The organism is Streptomyces violaceus (assembly GCF_036014075.1).
Taxonomy (GTDB): Bacteria; Actinomycetota; Actinomycetes; order Streptomycetales; family Streptomycetaceae; genus Streptomyces; species Streptomyces violaceus.
This window is the reverse complement of record NZ_CP107911.1, coordinates 4,252,976-4,269,974: the sequence shown is the minus strand read 5'-3', so window position 1 is coordinate 4,269,974 and position 16,999 is coordinate 4,252,976. Positions and strand designations below refer to the sequence as shown.

Sequence of the window (16,999 nt, the reverse complement as noted above, 5' to 3'; positions counted from 1 at the left end):
CGCGGCCCGTCCCGTCGCTGCCAGCCCATAGGAGTAGGGAGTAGCAACATGCCGGCCGGATCAAGCCCCAAGCGTGAGCGCCAGTACGAACATGTCAAGGAGAGCGCCGAGGACCGTGGCGCGGGGTCGAAGCGGGCCAAGGAGATCGCCGCACGGACGGTCAACAAGGAGCGGGCCCGGTCCGGCGAGTCGCGGAGCGCGAGCAAGACCTCGACCCGTGACCCGAAGTCGGCGTCGGAACGCGGTGGGCAGCGCTCGCACAGCGGCGCGGAAGGCCCGACGAAGGACCAGCTGTACGAAGAGGCCAAGAAGCGCAACATCCAGGGCCGCTCCTCGATGAGCAAGAAGCAGCTGGAGAGCGCCCTGGGCCGCTGACCCGAGGCGTCTCGCCGCCGGGGTGGCGACCTCTCCTAGCCGGCGGTCGCGGCGGTCCAGGTGATGTGCGGGGGCTCGACGCGTGCGCACAGGGGCCCGCCCTGGGCGTCGGTCAGGCCGAGGCGCCCGACCAGCAGCCCGGCGCGCGCGGCGGCGGTGAGTACGTCGGCGGGGATGACGTCGAGCATGAGCTTGGCGCGGCGGAACATCGTGAAGGTGCCCGACTCGTCGACCGTGCCCCACGACAGGTAGATGAACCGTCGGCCCAGCCGGTCCTGCACGTAGGGCCCTTTGACCTCGGTGCCGGTCGGCGAGGCGCTCGTGGTGCACTCCAGGGTCCAGGTCGCCGACGGGGCGTCGCCGGGCTGCGGTTCCAGGAGCTGGTCCGGTCGGTCGCGGCGCTGCACGGCGACGTGGACGTTGTCGTACGCGGGGACTCTGCCGTCGACGGAGGCGGGACGGGTGCGGCCGGGCAGGTCGACGGCGTCGATGCGGATGTGCATGGCGGCCATCATCCGCCATCGTCCGCACGGAGGCCGGCCGGCCTCGAGCCGGGGTGGTCAGGGAACCCGGCCTGCTGAGGCCGTCTGGGCGTGGTCCCGGCTGGTCGTCCGGCAGCGGCGAGCCGCCTACGGCTTGGGTGCCGGTTGCTCCCCCGAGCCTCGGACGATCAGCCGCGTGGGAACCGTGATGGTGCGTGCCCGGGAGCGGTCGCCGTCGAGCCGGGCCAGGGCGGTGGCCGCGGCGCTGCGGCCGAGCTCCTCGGGGTCCTGCGCGACGACCGTCAGGGCCGGTTCCAGCGCCTCGGCGAGTGATACGTCGTCGAACGCGACGACGGCCACGTCTTTGCGCTTGCCGCGGGCGAGTTCGGCGACGATGCCGAGCGCCATGATGTTGTTGCCGGCGAACAGGGCGGTGGGGGGATCGGTCAGTTCGAGGAGTTGGGCGGTCGCGGCCTCGGCGCCCGGCTGGTCGTGGGCGTTGGCGACGAGCGAGCGGTCGTGGGGGATGCCGGCTTCTTGCAGGGCGGCGCGGTATCCGGCGAGGCGTTCGCGGCGGGTGTACAGCTTGACGGGCAGGTCGCCGACGAATCCGACGCGGCGGTGCCCGTGGGCGATCAGATGGGCGACACCGTCCTGGGCCCCGGCACGGTTGGAGCTGACAATGCTGTCCGTGGGCAGGCCGACTCCGGGTCGGTCGAGGAAGACGATGGGCAGCCCCGCCGTGCGGTGCGACTTGAGGTGGGAGTGGTCGGCGCCGACGGACGGCACGACGATCAGGATGCTGACGCGCCGGGCGAGGAACTTGTCCGTCAGGGCGCGTTCGCGGTCGGGGTCGTCCGCGGAGGACCCCATGAGCAGGGTCAGCCCGCGTTCGCCGACAGTGTCCTCTATCGCGCGGGCCACGGCTCCGAAGAAGGGGTTGGCGAGGTCGGGGATGACCAGGCCGATGGTGGTGTCCGGGCCGCCGACGCGGATGTTGCGGGCCATGAGGTTCGGCTGGAAGCCGAGTTTGGCCACGGCGGCGAGAACCTGTTCCCTGGTCTCGGCCGAGGCGTATCCGTCCTCGTTGAGAACCCGGGAGACGGTCTTGGCGCTGACGCCCACTTCTCGGGCGACGTCTGCCATCGTCGGGCGGCGGTTCGCTGCCATGGAGGAACAGTCTCCTGTCTCGTGGGTTCCGGCCGCGGCCTCGACCGGAACCTCTGAGTGCTGCGGTCCTGTCGTCAGTTGGCCTGGACTCCCGCGGCCTTCGCCGCCTCGGAATCCGCTACGACAGTATCTCCGGCCTCGTCGATGCTGAGCGCCCCGGTCATGATGGCGACGACCTCGGCCATGGAGTAGTCGGAGGGTTTGATCACGGCGGCGCGCCGGCCCAGCCGGTGGACGTGGATGCGGTCGGCGATCTCGAAGACATGGGGCATGTTGTGGCTGATCAGGACGACCGGCATGCCCTTGTCGCGGACGCGGCGGATCAGGTCGAGGACCTGTCCGGACTCCTTGACGCCGAGGGCGGCGGTGGGTTCGTCCATGACGACGACGCTGCGGGCCCAGGCGACGGCCCGGGCGACCGCGACGGCCTGGCGCTGTCCGCCGGAGAGGGTCTCGACCGACTGCGTCAGCGAGCGCAGGCCGATCTTCAGGTCGGCCATGTGCTCGGCGGCCTCCTGGCGCATGCGCTTCTTGTCGAGCATGCGCAAGGCGCTGCCGAGAATGCCCGGGCGGCGCAGCTCGCGCCCCAGGAACATGTTCGAGGCGATGTCCATGGAGGCGGCCACGGCGAGGTCCTGATAGACCGTCTCGATGCCGTGTGCGCGTGCGCTCTGCGGGCCGGAGAACTGGATCGGCTTGCCGCCCAGGCGTATCTCGCCCTCGTCCGGCACCACCGCGCCGGTGAGAGCCTTGATGAGGCTGGTCTTGCCGGCGCCGTTGTCGCCGATGACGGCGAGGACCTCGCCGGGCAGCAGGTCGAAGTCGGCGCCGTCGATGGCGGTGACGTGGCCGTAGCGCTTGACCAGACCGCGAGCCTGCAGAACGGGGGTCTCGGTGGTGGTGGTCATCGGGCCTTCCTCCGGGAGATCTGGTCGACGGTCACCGCGAGGATCACCAGGACACCGGTGATCAGCGTCTGGTAGATCGAGGCGACGCCCATGAGCTGGAGCCCGTTGCGGAAGACGCCGACGATGAGGACGCCGATGAACGTGCCCAGGACCGATCCGCGTCCGCCGAAGAGGCTGGTGCCGCCGAGGACCACGGCGGTGATGCTGTCGAGGTTGTCGGTCTGCCCGGCCTGCGGGTCGCCGACTCCGGTGCGGGAGATGAGCAGCAGGGCGGCGATGCCGTAGAGGAGGCCGGCCACGGTGTAGACGCCGATGGCCAGGCGGGAGGTGCGGATGCCGTTCAGCCTCGCCGCTTCCGGGCTGTTGCCGAGGGCGTAGACGTGCCGGCCCCAGCCGGTGCTGCTCAGCGCGTAGGCGAGGAGGAGGAACAGGGCGATGGTGACCAGCGAGCCGTAGGTGATGTCGGTCTTGCCGAGCGGGAAGGTCTGCCCCAGGGCCGTCAGCGGGCCGGGCAGGTTGGTGACCGTCTGCTCCTCGGAGTAGATGTGGGTCAGCGCGAACGCCACGTTGAGCATGCCCAGGGTGACGATGAACGGCGGCAGCGGGATCTTCTGCACCAGCGCCCCGTTGAGCATGCCGAAGCCGCCGCAGACAGCCAGGCCCAGGGCGATGGCGGCGAGCGGCGGCAGGGAGCCCTCGGCGGCCATCTTGGCGATCACGATGCTGCCGAACGCCATCACCGCCCCGCAGGACAGGTCGATGCCGGCGGTGAGGATGATCAGTGTCTGGCCGATGGCCAGGGTGCCGACGACCATGACCTGCTGCACGATCAGCGAGAAGTTCCCGCCGGTGAGGAACTGGTCGCTCGAGACGGAGAAGAAGACACAGGCCAGGAGGAGGGCGACCAGCGGTCCGGTGGTCGGTTGAAGGAGCAGTCTGCGGACCGTGGTCGGCGCTTTGAGCTCCGCGTACGGCGTGGACGTGGAGGGTGGCGTGGACGTGGCAGTCATGCGAGGTCCTTGTCGGAAGACACAAGTCCTGGTCAGGACCGGTCAGTCGTTGTCGGACGGCAAGAGGACGAGGGGGCAGCCGTCCCCGGTCGGGGAGGAGGGGCCGGCCGCCCCGCTGAGGGGTTTCGAACAGCGGCAGCTACGGCGGCGGTTGGGGCCGGCGGCTCAGCCCCAGCAGTTCTCCAGGCCGTAGGCGGTGTCCTTGGACGCGGCCCCGTCCTGCGCCTTGTCGGTGATCAGGGTGACGCCGGTGTCGGTGTAACCCGACGCCTTCTTGCCGTCCTTGGCGTACGTCACGACGGCCTTGACGCCCTCGGCGGCCATCTTCAGCGGGTACTGCTGCGAGGTCGCGGCGATCTTGCCGTCCTTGACGGCCCGGGTGCCGGTGCAGCCGCCGTCGACGGAGACGATCAGTACGTCCTTCTCGCGGCCCTTGGCCTTGAGGGCGGTGTACGCGCCCAGTGCGGCCGGTTCGTTGATCGTGTAGACGACGTTGATGCCGGGTTCCTTCTGGAGGCAGTTCTCCATCGCCGTCTGGCCCTTGGACTGGTCGCCGCCGGTGTCCTGAGCACAGGCGACGTCCTTGTCGGTGATGCCGAAGCCCTTGAGGAAACCGTTGTGCCGCTGAACGCCGACGGACACACCCGGCGCGAGGTCGAGGGCGGCTATCTTCGCGGTCTTGCCCTTCATCGCGGCCTTGGCGTACTCGCCGATCAGCTCGCCGGCCTTGAGGTTGTCGGTGGCGAAGAGGGCGTCGACCGCGCTCTGCGGCTCGGTCGGGGTGTCCAGGGCGATGACCAGGACGCCCTTGGCCTTGGCCTTCTCGATCGCGGGCACGATCGCCTTGGAGTCGCTGGGGGTGATCAGGATGCCCTTCACACCGGAGGCGACCATGTTCTCGATGGCGGTGACCTGCCCGGCGTTGTCTCCGTCGAACTTCCCGGCCGCGGTCATGAGCTTGACGCCTTCGGCCTTCGCGGTCTTCTCCGCGCCCTCCTTCATCTTGACGAAGAACGGGTTGGTGTCGGTCTTGGTGATGAGACCGACCTTGATCTCGCCCGAGCCGGTGCTCGCGCTGCCCGATCCCGATCCGGATCCACAGGCGGTCAGGGCGAGCGCTGCGGCACCCGTGCACGCTGCGGCTCTGAGCAAGGAGGAGGGCAGACGAGAGATGCGTGACATGAACGACTCCTGCGGGATGTCGGGCGGGTGGCCGGCAGCGAGGCCTGCCGTCCCGCGATGTCAACGATGACCTATGTCATCGTTGACACTGCTTGGCGAGGATGATGGACTCCGCTCCCCGGCAACGTCAATGCCTTGCACTCGTCACAAATCGGCAACGCCCCTCGCCGGCCGCCCGCCCGAAGCCGTTCGTCGGCATGCCCGGGCCGTGCCCGTTTCCGCCCCGCGCGTTCCAGAGAAGAGCAGCCCATGAGCCCGCGCCAGATCACCGTCCTGGGAGAATGCGTCGCGGACGCGTTCACCGAACCCGCAGCTGCCCGGAACGAACTCGCCCTGCGCGTGCTGCCGGGCGGCGGACCCGCCAACACGGCGGTGGCCCTGGCCAGGCTCGGCACTCCGGCCCGCTTCATCGCACGGCTCTCCGGCGATGTGTTCGGCCGCCTCTTCCGGGCTCACCTCGAGGCATCCGGCGTGGACCTGTCGTACGCCGTCGAGGCCGCCGAGCCCAGCACGCTGGCCGTGGCGGAGCTGGACGCCCAGGGTCAGGCCACGTTCTCCTTCCACGCCCAGGCCACCGCCGACTGGCAGTGGACCAGCACGGAACTGGCCGGGGTGGACCTGACCGGCACCGCCTGCGTACACACCGGGTCCCTGGCCCTGGTCAGCAAACCCGGGGCGGCGGTGGTGGAGGACTTCCTGGCAGCGGCCGCCCCCAGGGCCACGGTCAGCATCGACCCCAATGTGCGGCCGTTGCTCGTACACCCCGACGTCTACCGGGCCCGGCTGGCGCACTGGTGCGGCCTCGCGGATGTGCTGCGGCTGAGCGAGGACGACCTGGAACTCCTGCTGCCCGGGACGCCGCCCGAGCAGGCGTGCGACACCTGGCACGCGGCCGGGGCAAGGCTCGTCGTGATCACGCGCGGTGCCGACGGCGCCCTGGCCTCGCTCGACGGTGAACGGGTCCGGGTGCCCGCCGTCCCGACGAGCGTCGCCGACACGGTCGGGGCGGGCGACTCCTTCACCGCCGGACTGCTGCACCACCTCGGCGCTCGTGGGCTTCTGGGTGGCCGGCTGACGGAACTCCGCCCGGACGACGTCGAGGAAGCCTGCCGCTTCGGCGCCCGTGTCGCGGCTCTGACCTGCTCGGTCGCCGGCCCCAACCCGCCGTGGCAGAGCCAGCTGGCGCACCTCGCCACGGCCGACCGCGCATGACGGGCGAGCATGCCGCTCAGCAGAACATCACGCCCGAACCGTTGACGCGTCGGCCGGATTGCCCCCATCATCGGGCCACTTGATGTCATCGATGACACAAGTCAACGATGACACCTTGCAGATGTCGTGGACGACGGCGCCGAGAAGGGCGTCACTTCCGCCGGATCCGGCCGGGCAACAGGCTTCGTTGCGCGGACGGCCGCAGCACAGGAGACAGCATGAGCTCTGGACGTGTATCCCGGCATGCCCGTATACGGGTGATCGCGGCGGTGGCGACCGTCTGCGCCCTGTCGGCGGCCTCGCTCGCCCCTCAGGCCGTAGCCGCCGGCACCCCGCCGTACTCCGAGACCTACCGCCCCCGGTTCCACTTCACGCCGGACAAGAACTGGATGAACGACCCCAACGGTCTCGTGTACTTCAAGGGCGAGTACCACCTCTTCTACCAGTACAACCCGAATGGCAACTCGTGGGGCGACATGTCCTGGGGGCACGCGGTCAGCAAGGACCTCGTGCACTGGAAGGAGCTGCCGCTCGCCCTGTCGCACGACGACAAGGAGATGGTGTTCTCCGGCAGCGCGGTCGTCGACCGGGACAACACCACCGGCTTTGGTACGAAGAAGAACCCGGCCATGGTGGCGATCTACACCAGCGCCTACAAGAACGGCGGCAAGCAGGCCCAGTCGCTGGCCTACAGCACCGACCGTGGCCGCACCTGGACGAAGTACCAGGGCAATCCCGTCATCGACATCGGCTCCAAGGACTTCCGCGACCCCAAGGTCCAGTGGTACGCGCCGACGAAGAGCTGGCTGATGACGGTGTCGATGTCCGCCGAGCACAAGGTGCGCTTCTACTCGTCCAAGAACCTCAAGGACTGGGAGTTGCAAAGCGAGTTCGGACCGGCCGGTGCGACGGGCGGCGTGTGGGAGTGCCCGGACCTGTTCCCCCTCGCGGTCGACGGTGACAAGAAGAAGATCAAGTGGGTCCTGGTCGTCAACATCAACCCCGGTGGTATCGCGGGCGGTTCGGCCGCCCAGTACTTCGTCGGCGACTTCGACGGCAAGAAGTTCACCGCCGAGGACAAGGGCACGTACACCCCGCCCACCGGGACGGTGGTGCAGGACTTCGAGGGCACGGACTTCGGCTCGTGGACGACCACGGGCACCGCGTTCGGCCAGGCGCCGGCGGCCGGGGCGGTGGAGGGTCAGGGCACCGTCGACGGGTTCGACGGCCAGGGTCTCGCCAACAGCTTCCACTCGGGTGACGCCGCCACCGGCACCCTGACCTCGCCCTCGTTCACCGTCGACAGCAAGTACCTGAACTTCAAGGTCGGTGGCGGTCGGCACCCGCACGTGGACGGCACCGTCATGGAGCAGGGAGATCCGCCCGCGGGCACGGTCCTCGCCGACTTCGAGGGCGGCACCTACGGCGACTGGACGACGACCGGGGACGCCTTCGGCTCGGCACCGGCCACCGGCACCCTCGGCGGCCAGCAGGAAGTCTCCGGATTTCTGGGCGACGGCCTGGTCAACAGCTACCTGGACGGGGACACCACCACGGGCACCCTCACCTCGCCCGAGTTCACGATCGACAAGGACTACGTCAACTTCCTTGTGGGCGGCGGCAACCACCCCGCCGGCTCCGACAACCCGACCGCGGTCGAACTGCTCGTCGACGGCAAGGTGGTCCGCAGCGCCACCGGACAGGATGGCGAGGCACTCAACTGGGCCTCCTGGGACGTCAAGGACCTCGCCGGCAAGAAGGCACAGATCAAGATCGTCGACGACAACAGCGGTGGCTGGGGCCACCTCAACGTCGACCACATCATGCTCTCCGACACCCAGGCCCGGCCCGTCTCCCAGGAGACGTCCGTCAACCTGATCGTCGACGGCAAGGTCGTCCGAAGCGCCACCGGCTCCAACAGCGAGACCCTGGACTGGTCCTCCTTCGACATGCGCTCCTACGCCGGCAAGCAGGCGCGGATCCAGATCGTCGACATGAACAACGCCGGCTGGGGCCACCTCCTCGCCGATCAGTTCACCGCCGCCGACACGGCCGCGAAGTCCGTCGTCCAGCGCGCCGACTGGGCCGACTACGGCAAGGACTACTACGCGGCGGTGTCCTGGGAGGACGCGCCGGACGGCAAGCGGTACATGATCGGCTGGATGAACAACTGGGACTACAGCGGCGTGGTCCCCACGTCACCCTGGCGCGGCGCGCAGAGCATCCCCCGGGAGATGGCCCTGCGTACGGTCGACGGCCGCATCCGGCTGACCAGCCGGCCCGTGAACAGCGTGACGTCCCTGCGGCAGAAGCGCCCGGCGACCGCTGCCGGTGTCACCGTCAAGAACACCACCCAGACCCTGATCGGCCCCGCGGCCCAGGGCGAGGCCCTCGACATCGAGGCGACCTTCTCCCTCAAGGACGCCGATCGGTTCGGCCTGAAGGTGCGCACCGGTGCCGGGGGAGAGGAGACCGTCATCGGCTACGACACCACGGCACAGGAGCTGTACGTCGACCGCACCCGCTCCGGCGCTGTCGACTTCAACAGCACCTTCCCCGGCGTCCAGACCGCGCCTCTGAAGGCGAAGAACGGCAAGGTGAAGCTGCGGATCCTCGTCGACCGGTCGTCCGTCGAGGTCTTCGGCGGCAGCGGCGAGGCCGTCATCACCGACCAGATCTTCCCCGACCCCGCCGCCCAGGGGGTGCAGATCTTCGCCGAGAACGGATCGGTGAAGCTGGACCGGGCCCGCGTCTGGCACCTCGACTCCTACCGCGACTGACGGCGGCTGATCCCCCCACCTTCCCCGACTGTCCCCGACCGTCTCCGACCGACTTCGACCACGGAGGACACCACACCGTGAACAAGACCCTGCTCGCCGAGTTCACCGCCCGCGAGGGCGCGCAGGACGAGGTAACCCGCCTGATCCTGGAGTACGCCAAGAAGGTGCGCGAGGAAGAAGGCAACATCGCCTTCGACGTCTACACCAGGTCGGCCGACCCACGCGCCTTCTGGATCTTCGAGGTGTACCGCGACGAGGACGCCTTCCAAGCGCACTTGAAGGCACCGTACGGCGGCCCGTTCAACGCGGCGCTCGCCCCGCTGATCGAGGAGGACGCCTCGGTGCTGACCTTCCTGGATCCGGTGACCTGACCTGAAGGTACTGATTGCAGTCGTTCAGGGCGGGCTTTCGTGAAGGCCGGCTGTACCGTCAGGCTCGGTTGAGCCGTGCGGCGATCCCGTGCCCGATCAGCAAATACATGACGGCCGGGAGGCCGTAGTTAAGGACAACGCGTAGACCCTCTGTGTCCATCGTGAAAATGTCCTGCGACCACCAGGCAAGCAAGTCCGCCGTTCCTCGCACGAACTCGACGAATACATTCGCCTGGTTCGCATCCAGCAGGAAGAGCAGGATCCACAGGCCAAGCAGACCTGCCGCGATGTCGGCGATCGTGCAGACCGTCAGGGCCGTGCGGCGTGCGGTGGCCTGCTGGCGTACGGGGCGCTCCGGGCCCGGGGGCTGGTTGTACGTCTGGTATCCGGGAGCCGGGTCGATGTTGCTCACAAGAATCCGATCTGACGTGTCGTCCTGCCGGCACGCTCGCCCCGGACGCTGAAATGCGGCCCGGTTCGTCGCCCCGCTTCTGCCTATCCCTGCGTCCTGCAAGCGCTGCCGTGTTACACCCTCGTCCGCGGTGACCCCAAAAGGGCCTCTTATTTAGGAACATGTCAAAATATTCGCGCCTGGGGAGGCATTTGCTGATGAAATGGCGCTGCGCGGGCCAGGTCGGGTGTGGAGGCGGACGCCGACGGGGTCGGTCGTGTCAGCCGGGCCAGGTGCCGGTCAGGCGTGGGGCTGCGGCGGCGCCGTCACGGTCGACGGCGGCTTCGGCACCGGCGAAGACCGCTCCTTGCGGGACGGCGGACGGCTGCCCGTATGACCTCGCGCCAGGTCCGTTCCTCGTCGATCGCCTCGGGGGCGTCGTCGTGCTCGAGCTGCTTCCAGACCTGTTTGAACAGCCCGCCGGCCGCCCCACCGCTGACGGCGCCGAGAGCCGGACCGACGGGCTTGTAGACGATCTCCGAGGTTTCATCGGCGCCTGGCACGGCGCACGAGGAGCAGGGCGATGAGCGCGGCGGCCCCGGCGATCAGCGGCGTGCGGTTGGTCCGCGCCAGCCGCATGCCCTGATCGGCCTTCTCGCGCACCGGCTCGGGAGCCTTTTCCCGGGCGAGCTGACCGACGTGGGCGGCTTTGTCGCGGACCTGCTCGGTGGTCGCCGCGGCTTTGTCGCGGACCGGCTGCGGGGTCCTGTCCTGTACCACGTGGGCCGCATGGGTCGCCTTCTCCCGCAGCTGGGTCCGGACCTGTGTGCTCCTTTCGGCGACCTGCTGTTTGACGGCGACCGTCTTTTCCTGCGCACGGCTCTTGACGTCCGTCTTGGCCGCCAGCGCCTCGACGGTCTCGCCGAGTTCCTCGCGGGTTGCCTCGACTCGCTCGCGCAGTTCTTCCGGGGAGGGCGCCGTCTCGTCGCCCGTGTGCGGCTTGTCCGGAGTCATTGCTGTGCCCTTTCCTTGATCTCGGCCACATCGGTCTTGACGCTGTCCACGGTCTGCTCGGGCTTGGGCGGTGATGCCTTGCCGATCTGCTGTCTGCCGAGGGCCGCCATCAGCGCGGTGACGGCGGCCAGGACGCCGGTGACGATCAGGGCCGCCGCCCACACGTCCATCACGAGCGACAGCGCGGCGATCACGGTGGCCACCAGTGCCTGCAGGGTGAGCACACCCACCAGGCCGGCGCCGCCGAACAGGCCCCCGCCTTTGCCGAACCGCTTGCCCTTCTGCGTCATCTCCGCCTGTGCCAGACGCATCTCGTCGCGCACCAGCTGCGACAGCTGCTGCGAAGCTTTCTGGACCAGTTCACCGACCGGTTCCTGCGCTGTGTCGCCGGTGTGGGGGGAGCTGGCTGACGTCATGGGTGCTCACCTTCCTCCTCTGTGTTTCACGCAGTCCTCGGTGGCGGACCTGCGGTCGAGCAGCCACGGACTGCCTGACGCGCCGACCAGTCGGTGACCTTCACCGGCACCGCCTGATCGGCTGCCCGGGTACCCCGATCGCGACGCATAACCGCTTGTCAGAGCACATGCCGTCACAGACGGGCGGCGCGGATCAGGGCGGGCGCGGCCGACCCGATCACACGGCCCTCCGCCACGTCGGTGGGACAGTGCGCACCGGCGTGCACCCGCTGCGCAGCCACCATCGCCGCCCGCACCGCACATACGCACCGGCGGCCGGCCACACCGGCGGAAGGCGCCGGTGCTGAGGCGAACGCGGCCGCGGTGCGGCCGGAGGGGCCAACCCCGCGGCAGCCGTCCGGCCGCGCCACCTCCCGCGGCCGCCATCACTCCGACCGAAGCGCGCACCACACGGCTTGGGTGGCTCGGCTGTCTTCCCGGCCGTGGGGCGCGAATCACCGCACCCACGGCGGCCCCCGACGGCGATCACCGCCTGGTGGTGCGGTGATCGCCGTCTCGCGGTCCGGCCTCAATCGGATTCAAGCCGGCGGTGGTCCTCCTCGTCCCACTTCCGGGTGTCGCGCGGCTGGACGTACGGTTCGGCATCGGCCGGATGGCCGCCCGCGACGGCACGCTGGCGATGCAGCTCGGCGTCGAACTCCAGGCCGAGCAGGATCGCCAGGTTCGTGATCCACAGCCACACCAAGAAAATGATCACGCCGGCGAACGTGCCGTAGGTCTTGTTGTACGAGGCGAAATTCGCCACGTACAGCGCGAACCCGGCCGAGGCGATCATCCAGATCACCAGCGCCAGGAAGCTGCCCGGCGTGATCCAGCGGAAACCGCGGACCTTCGCGTTCGGCGTCGCCCAGTACAGAAGCGCGATCATGACCGTGACCAGGAGCAGCAACGCCGGCCACTTCACGATCGACCACACCGTCAGAAACGTGTCCCCGAGCCCCAGCGCGGTGCCGACCTGGCGGGCCAGGCCGCCGGTGAACACCACGATCACCGCACTGGCCACGGCCAGCACCATCAAGGCCACGGTCACTCCGAGCCGGACCGGCAACACCTTCCACACCGGTCGGCCCTCGGGGACCTCGTAGACCGCGTTCGCGCTGCGGATGAACGCGGCGACATAGCCGGATGCCGACCACACCGCGAGCACCAGACCCACGATCGCCATGATCGAGCCGAGACCGGCATTGCCCTGCATCTGCTGCACCGCATTGTTGAGGACGTCCCGCGCGGCACCCGGGGCGAGCTTCCCGATGTTGTCCAGCACCTGCTGCGTCGCCGACTGGCCCACTATCCCCAGCAACGACACGAGAGCCAGCAGCGCCGGAAACAGAGCCAGGATCCCGAAGTAGGTCAGCGCCGCGGCCCGGTCGGCCAGCTCATCCTTCTTGAACTCTTTCAGGGAACCTTTCAGTACCTCCTTCCAGGAGCCCTTGGGCAGGTCCTTCAGCCTGTCGGGCGCCCGCTCCTCCACCTGCTCGTCCGGCCCGGGGCTCGTCCCCCGCCCGGCCTCAGCCTCGTGGCCGACCGTGGCGTGCCCGCCGTGCTTTCCGTGCCGTCTCAGTGTCCGCACCATGCCCGGCGGGTATCCGGTCTCACGTACACCATTCACGACATAATGTCCCGCCATGCGGCTTTTCGATGCTCTAGTGCCTGGCTGCTTGAGCCCCGGAAACTTCGCCGAGGGTTGATGGAGGGCGCGTATGGGGGTACCTGCGTCGGCATGGCACCGGAAACTGATCACGCTGAATCCGTACGAGCCCTGCGGCAGCTGCGCAGGATCCGCACCTTTTACGCCGGGGGCGCCGCCTTGTGGGCTGCTTCGGCCGTATCGGCGGGATGGGTGGACCCCGGAAGCCGGCAAATGTGGATAGCGGTGGTGTTGCTGCTGGTCTTCACCATGCTGCTGTCCATGGCGTCCCTGTGGCTGTGGCGGCAACAGGCTGCCGGTTCGGGTGAGCCCGTGCACCACGCCGCCCCGCGGAAGACGGCTTGGCGCCACCACGCCAACGCCTGAGCTTCATCGCACTCAGGGAAGGGCAGTGATATACACCAATCTGGTACATGGACTACTCTTGGTACATGTCTCTGAAGCGCACGAACGTCTACGCCGACCCCGAGGACCTGGCGATCATCAAGGAGGCGGCCAAGCGTCGCGGCATAAGCGAGGCCGAGATCATCCGGCAGGGGATTCACCTCGCGGCGATGGCGAACCGGGTGTGGGACGAGCCGTTGTTCTCGCGCTCCTTCGAGGGGTCGGGCCGTACGCCGTCCAGGGCCGAGGTCCGTGACGCGGTCGCCGACGCTGTCCGTCGCGAGACGGGCTCCGGAACTGCCGCGTGATCATCGTCATCGCAGATACCTCCGGTCTCCTGGCCGCGCTCGACTCGGCGCACCCAGAGCATGAGGCGGCAAATGAGGCGATCATGTCCGCCGGACTCCTGATCATGTCCCCGCTCCTGCTGGCGGAACTCGATCACGTGGCTACGCGCGAGCTCGGGCGCGAGGCCGCCGTCAGTGCGGTCGATGACCTCCGGCGTTGGATGAGCCGGGGCCGGGTCGTCATGCCCGAGATCACGGAGGGCCACCTGGGCGCCGCCCAGTCTGTCCGCGTCCGCTACGGCGCACTGGATCTGGACCTCGCCGATGCGGTGAACGTGGCGCTGGCCGCGGACTATGACACCGATGCGATCCTCACCCTCGACCGGCGCGACTTCCGTGCCGTACGCCCTCTCGGCCGGCACAAGGCATTTCGCGTCCTGCCCGATGATCTGCCGCTGTGACGAGGGCTGCCGGGTTCGAAGTCCCTGCTGAAAATGGACTTCGGTAGCCGTTCCTCCGTCATCCTGTCGGAACCCCGTGCACCCGCCGACGCTATGCCATATTCAATGGCATACTCGACGTGTGACTGATGACGACACTGACTTCCCGCCCGGCGACGGCCCCACCAGTGGTATCTCCGTCACCCTGACCGCCGGAACTCTGCAAGCCATCCGCGAGCGGGTCGGCAAGCGAGGTGTCTCGGCTTACCTGGAGAAGGCGGCCCAGCGCCAGATCGAGCGCGACAACCTGGACGAGCTGATCGCGGACTTCGACAAGGTGCACGGCCCGGCCGACCCCGAGGCCGTGGCGGCCAAGCGCGCCCAGCTGACGGGTGGTGCCTCGAACGCTGGGGCGGCCGCGTGAGCGGTGCCCTGGTCCTGGACAGTGAGAGCCTGGCGAAGGCCGTACAGCGTGATCGGGAAATCCACGAGTGGCTGACGGCGGCTCGCGACGCGGACCTGCCAGTGATCACCTCGGCCGCCGTGCTGGTCGAGGTGATCCACCCGAAGATCCACGACGCAGCACTGAGGTGGACCCTGTCCCGCCTGAGCGTCGAGCCGGTGACCCAAACCGTCGCGCAATCCGCTGCCGCTCTGCTGCGTGTGGCGGGGCTGCACGGCCACAAGTACGCCATCGACGCCATACTGTGCGCGACCGCCCTGCAGCATCCCGGCAAAGTAACGATCTTGACCTCCGATGTGGAAGACATCAGGCTGCTCACTGCCGAGCATCAGCGCCTGAGTGCGGAGAAGGTCTGAGCCGAGGCGCCTCGTAGAGACGGCGCTCGCCGCCGCGGATGTCCGAAGGGGACAGGGCGGGGGCAGGAACCGCCGGGGAGAGCGTCGGGAGCGGGCGAGTCGGTGAAGGGTGATGCGGTGCCGGGCAAGGCGGTTCCTCTCCATGGCGCGCAGTCACCGCCACAGCCGCCGCCACGGCTGCTCCCGCGCAGCGCAGTACGGCAGGCCATGCGACGAGGCAGCTGACGTAAGGGCCGGGCGCGGGACGCACCGTTGCGGGTATCGGCAGGCATGCGGATGCCCGCGGGCAGCGGCGTGCCGAGACCGCAGGCCGCAGCGCGGGGGACTGCGCGCTCTTCGTGTTCGTCTTGTGTGGTCGTGGCGTGCCGACGCTGCCGCCCTCGTGCCGTTGCGTGCACGAGAGCCGCGTCGGGTGACTCAGCGGTGGGCGGCGCGGTTCATCTCGACGACGTCCTCCAGGGTGGGATCGGCACCGAGGGCGGCGAAGCGTTCCGGCACGCTGTCGCGGATGCGGGCGTCCTTGGCGCGGTCTGCCGCGGCCAGGGCCGCCGGCAGCTCGTCGAGGGTCAGCTCGGTGCAGTAGGCGGGGCTGTTCGGCTGCTGGCGCCAGGAGTCGGCCAGCGTGCCGGCGTCGTAGGGGTCGAAGCCGGTGTCGTCCACGAGCCGCATCGCCACGCGCCGCGCCTCCTCGGTGTCGCCGGCGACGGGGATGGCGAGGCGGCCGGGCGTTCCGGCCGGAACGCCCCGGGTCCGCTGGGTCTCAGCCAGGGCGGCGTTCCACGCCTTGACCACGGGGCGCCCCAGCTGCTCGGCGTTCCACACGCTCTCGACCTCGCCGTTGTCCACGGCCTCGATCTGCCCGCTGAGGTGCGGATAGTAGTTCGAGGTGTCGATGACCACCGTCTCGGCGGGGACCGAGGCGAACGGGCCGGCCAGCTTCCCCGCCACCCCGAAGGGGATGGCCAGGACGATGACGTCCCGGCCCTGGACGGCGTCGGCCATCTCCGCCGCGCGGGCCCCGGACTCCAGCACTTCCGCCCGGACGGCCTCCGGGCCGCGGGCGTCGGCCACCTGGACGTCGTGACCGGCCGTGCTGAGCTTGGCAGCGAGATTCCCGCCGATGGCGCCGGCGCCTATGACAGTAATTTTCATGATTTGTCCCTTGGGAGGTTGTGCCGCCCCTGAGGGCAGCACCATGTGATGGCTGGGTGCGGGTGTCACCTGGCGTTGCGGGGGTCGGGGCCGGGGGCCTGGCGTTTTACGCCTGGGTGTCCTGCTGGCGGTAGCCGCTCGCGATGAGCATGCGGAGCCGGTCGAGCGACTCCTCCTCGGCGCCGTTGCCCTTGATCCAGGCAATGGAACAGGCCGCGAGAAACAGGTCGTTCCCCCGCACCGACGCGCGCACGCGCCCCGCGAGCTGCGCGGCTCGCACGTACTGATCGGTGGCGGAGATGAGGATGTCGCAGGGAATCGTGAGCGGGTTGTCCGGCTCCTGAGCCCGGGCCGCGGCCATGAGCGGGTCCGGCAGCCCGCTGAAGGCGCTGAAGTACTCCTCCATCGCCCGCAGCCACTGCTCCAGCGCCTCGGCCGGGTCGTCGAGCTGGTCGATGTCCGCCTGGCGGGCCACCAGCTCCTCGGAGCGTGTCTGCAGCACAGCCGCCAGCAGCGCTTCCCGGGTGGGGAAGTGCCGGTACAGGGTGCCGGGCCCGACGCCTGTCTCCTTGGCGACCGCCTCGAGGGAGGTGCCGACCCCGTGCTGCAGGAAGTGACGCTGCGCGGTCTCCAGGAGGGCCGCGCGGTTGCGCTGGACGTCCGCGCGGGGCTTGCGTCCTCGCTGTTCGCCGGCGCTCATGTGCCCTCCTGCCTGTCGTGATCCTGCGGCCGCATCAAAGCGGATGCTGCCTCCGTATGTATGGGAGAGTAAAACGGAGGGGACCTCCGGTCAACCGGCGGCCCGATCACGGAGATGAAGCGCCTAGGGGGTGAGCTGCTGCTGCCCTAGGACGGAGAGCAGTTCGAGCTTGCTGTGGCTCTCCGTGCCGGGGCCGGT

Annotated in this window: 21 protein-coding genes and 1 pseudogene; 9 read left to right on the top strand and 13 right to left on the bottom strand. The window is 69.1% G+C overall.

Annotated features, from left to right (window positions below; translation table 11 throughout):
* Window positions 1–48 precede the first annotated feature (48 nt).
* Window positions 49–375 (top strand): plasmid stabilization protein, encoded by a 327-nt coding sequence (locus OG542_RS19150; RefSeq protein WP_328412447.1) that lies wholly within the window; start codon window positions 49–51, stop codon window positions 373–375.
* 35 nt (window positions 376–410) lie between these two features.
* On the opposite strand, the gene OG542_RS19145 is transcribed toward OG542_RS19150, so the two are convergent.
* From OG542_RS19145 to OG542_RS19125, 5 genes are all read right to left on the bottom strand, one after another.
* The gene (locus OG542_RS19145; RefSeq protein WP_328412445.1) at window positions 411–878 is read right to left on the bottom strand and encodes a DUF5990 family protein; all 468 of its coding nucleotides are present in this window, start codon (window positions 876–878) and stop codon (window positions 411–413) included.
* 126 nt (window positions 879–1,004) lie between these two features.
* Complete coding sequence (locus OG542_RS19140) at window positions 1,005–2,027, bottom strand: LacI family DNA-binding transcriptional regulator (RefSeq protein ID WP_328412443.1); 1,023 nt, start codon at window positions 2,025–2,027, stop codon at window positions 1,005–1,007.
* A gap of 74 nt (window positions 2,028–2,101) precedes the next feature.
* Window positions 2,102–2,935, bottom strand: coding sequence for an ATP-binding cassette domain-containing protein (locus tag OG542_RS19135; protein ID WP_311126848.1), 834 nt, complete (start codon window positions 2,933–2,935; stop codon window positions 2,102–2,104).
* Window positions 2,932–3,945: an ABC transporter permease gene (locus OG542_RS19130; RefSeq protein ID WP_311126849.1), complete on the bottom strand. Its 1,014-nt coding sequence runs from the start codon at window positions 3,943–3,945 to the stop codon at window positions 2,932–2,934. Before OG542_RS19130 ends, OG542_RS19135 begins: the two co-directional genes overlap by 4 nt.
* 165 nt (window positions 3,946–4,110) lie before the next feature.
* Window positions 4,111–5,127, bottom strand: a complete 1,017-nt coding sequence (locus OG542_RS19125; protein ID WP_311126850.1) for a sugar ABC transporter substrate-binding protein — start codon at window positions 5,125–5,127, stop codon at window positions 4,111–4,113.
* Window positions 5,128–5,376: 249 nt separating this feature from the next.
* Here OG542_RS19125 and OG542_RS19120 point away from each other — a divergent pair, with 249 nt between their 5' ends.
* The 3 genes from OG542_RS19120 (at window position 5,377) to OG542_RS19110 (ending at window position 9,490) form a co-directional block, all read left to right on the top strand.
* The gene (locus OG542_RS19120; RefSeq protein ID WP_328412440.1) at window positions 5,377–6,339 is read left to right on the top strand and encodes a carbohydrate kinase family protein; all 963 of its coding nucleotides are present in this window, start codon (window positions 5,377–5,379) and stop codon (window positions 6,337–6,339) included.
* 218 nt (window positions 6,340–6,557) lie between these two features.
* Window positions 6,558–9,119 (top strand): GH32 C-terminal domain-containing protein, encoded by a 2,562-nt coding sequence (locus OG542_RS19115; RefSeq protein WP_328412438.1) that lies wholly within the window; start codon window positions 6,558–6,560, stop codon window positions 9,117–9,119.
* Window positions 9,120–9,196: 77 nt separating this feature from the next.
* Entirely contained in the window at window positions 9,197–9,490 is a 294-nt protein-coding gene (locus OG542_RS19110; protein WP_328412436.1) for a putative quinol monooxygenase, read from the top strand.
* A gap of 58 nt (window positions 9,491–9,548) precedes the next feature.
* Here OG542_RS19110 and OG542_RS19105 read toward each other — a convergent pair whose 3' ends face one another.
* The 6 genes and pseudogenes from OG542_RS19105 to OG542_RS19080 all read right to left on the bottom strand — a co-directional run bounded on the left by OG542_RS19105 (window position 9,549) and on the right by OG542_RS19080 (window position 12,944).
* Window positions 9,549–9,902, bottom strand: a complete 354-nt coding sequence (locus tag OG542_RS19105) for a hypothetical protein (RefSeq protein ID WP_328412434.1) — start codon at window positions 9,900–9,902, stop codon at window positions 9,549–9,551.
* Between the two features lie 259 nt (window positions 9,903–10,161).
* Window positions 10,162–10,444: pseudogene (locus tag OG542_RS40745) on the bottom strand (DUF4235 domain-containing protein).
* A complete protein-coding gene (locus tag OG542_RS19095; RefSeq protein ID WP_328412432.1) occupies window positions 10,428–10,895 on the bottom strand; it encodes a DUF3618 domain-containing protein in 468 nt (155 codons plus the stop codon). Before OG542_RS19095 ends, OG542_RS40745 begins: the two are co-directional and overlap by 17 nt.
* Entirely contained in the window at window positions 10,892–11,311 is a 420-nt protein-coding gene (locus OG542_RS19090; RefSeq protein WP_193479400.1) for a phage holin family protein, read from the bottom strand. Before OG542_RS19090 ends, OG542_RS19095 begins: the two co-directional genes overlap by 4 nt.
* 173 nt (window positions 11,312–11,484) lie before the next feature.
* Entirely contained in the window at window positions 11,485–11,721 is a 237-nt protein-coding gene (locus OG542_RS19085; protein WP_328412429.1) for a phosphatase PAP2 family protein, read from the bottom strand.
* 158 nt (window positions 11,722–11,879) lie between these two features.
* Window positions 11,880–12,944 carry a YihY/virulence factor BrkB family protein gene (locus OG542_RS19080; RefSeq protein WP_328417986.1) on the bottom strand — a complete coding sequence of 355 codons (1,065 nt, stop codon included), beginning with the start codon at window positions 12,942–12,944 and terminating at the stop codon, window positions 11,880–11,882.
* Window positions 12,945–13,232: 288 nt separating this feature from the next.
* On the opposite strand from OG542_RS19080, the gene OG542_RS19075 reads away from it, so the two are divergent.
* From OG542_RS19075 to OG542_RS19055, 5 genes are all read left to right on the top strand, one after another.
* On the top strand, window positions 13,233–13,385 hold the full coding sequence (locus OG542_RS19075) for a hypothetical protein (RefSeq protein ID WP_311126855.1): 153 nt from the start codon (window positions 13,233–13,235) through the stop codon (window positions 13,383–13,385).
* Window positions 13,386–13,450: 65 nt separating this feature from the next.
* The gene (locus tag OG542_RS19070) at window positions 13,451–13,711 is read left to right on the top strand and encodes a ribbon-helix-helix domain-containing protein (protein WP_328412427.1); all 261 of its coding nucleotides are present in this window, start codon (window positions 13,451–13,453) and stop codon (window positions 13,709–13,711) included.
* Window positions 13,708–14,151 carry a PIN domain-containing protein gene (locus OG542_RS19065; RefSeq protein WP_311126856.1) on the top strand — a complete coding sequence of 148 codons (444 nt, stop codon included), beginning with the start codon at window positions 13,708–13,710 and terminating at the stop codon, window positions 14,149–14,151. The genes OG542_RS19070 and OG542_RS19065 overlap by 4 nt, the downstream gene beginning before the upstream one ends.
* Before the next feature lie 121 nt (window positions 14,152–14,272).
* Window positions 14,273–14,554 carry a hypothetical protein gene (locus tag OG542_RS19060; protein ID WP_328412424.1) on the top strand — a complete coding sequence of 94 codons (282 nt, stop codon included), beginning with the start codon at window positions 14,273–14,275 and terminating at the stop codon, window positions 14,552–14,554.
* Window positions 14,551–14,949, top strand: coding sequence for a type II toxin-antitoxin system VapC family toxin (locus tag OG542_RS19055; RefSeq protein WP_328412422.1), 399 nt, complete (start codon window positions 14,551–14,553; stop codon window positions 14,947–14,949). The genes OG542_RS19060 and OG542_RS19055 overlap by 4 nt, the downstream gene beginning before the upstream one ends.
* 417 nt (window positions 14,950–15,366) lie before the next feature.
* Here the strand turns inward: OG542_RS19055 and OG542_RS19050 are convergent, their stop codons facing one another.
* Entirely contained in the window at window positions 15,367–16,101 is a 735-nt protein-coding gene (locus OG542_RS19050; protein WP_328412420.1) for an NADPH-dependent F420 reductase, read from the bottom strand.
* 106 nt (window positions 16,102–16,207) lie between these two features.
* On the bottom strand, window positions 16,208–16,801 hold the full coding sequence (locus OG542_RS19045; protein WP_328412418.1) for a TetR/AcrR family transcriptional regulator: 594 nt from the start codon (window positions 16,799–16,801) through the stop codon (window positions 16,208–16,210).
* Between the last annotated feature and the right edge of the window lie 198 nt (window positions 16,802–16,999).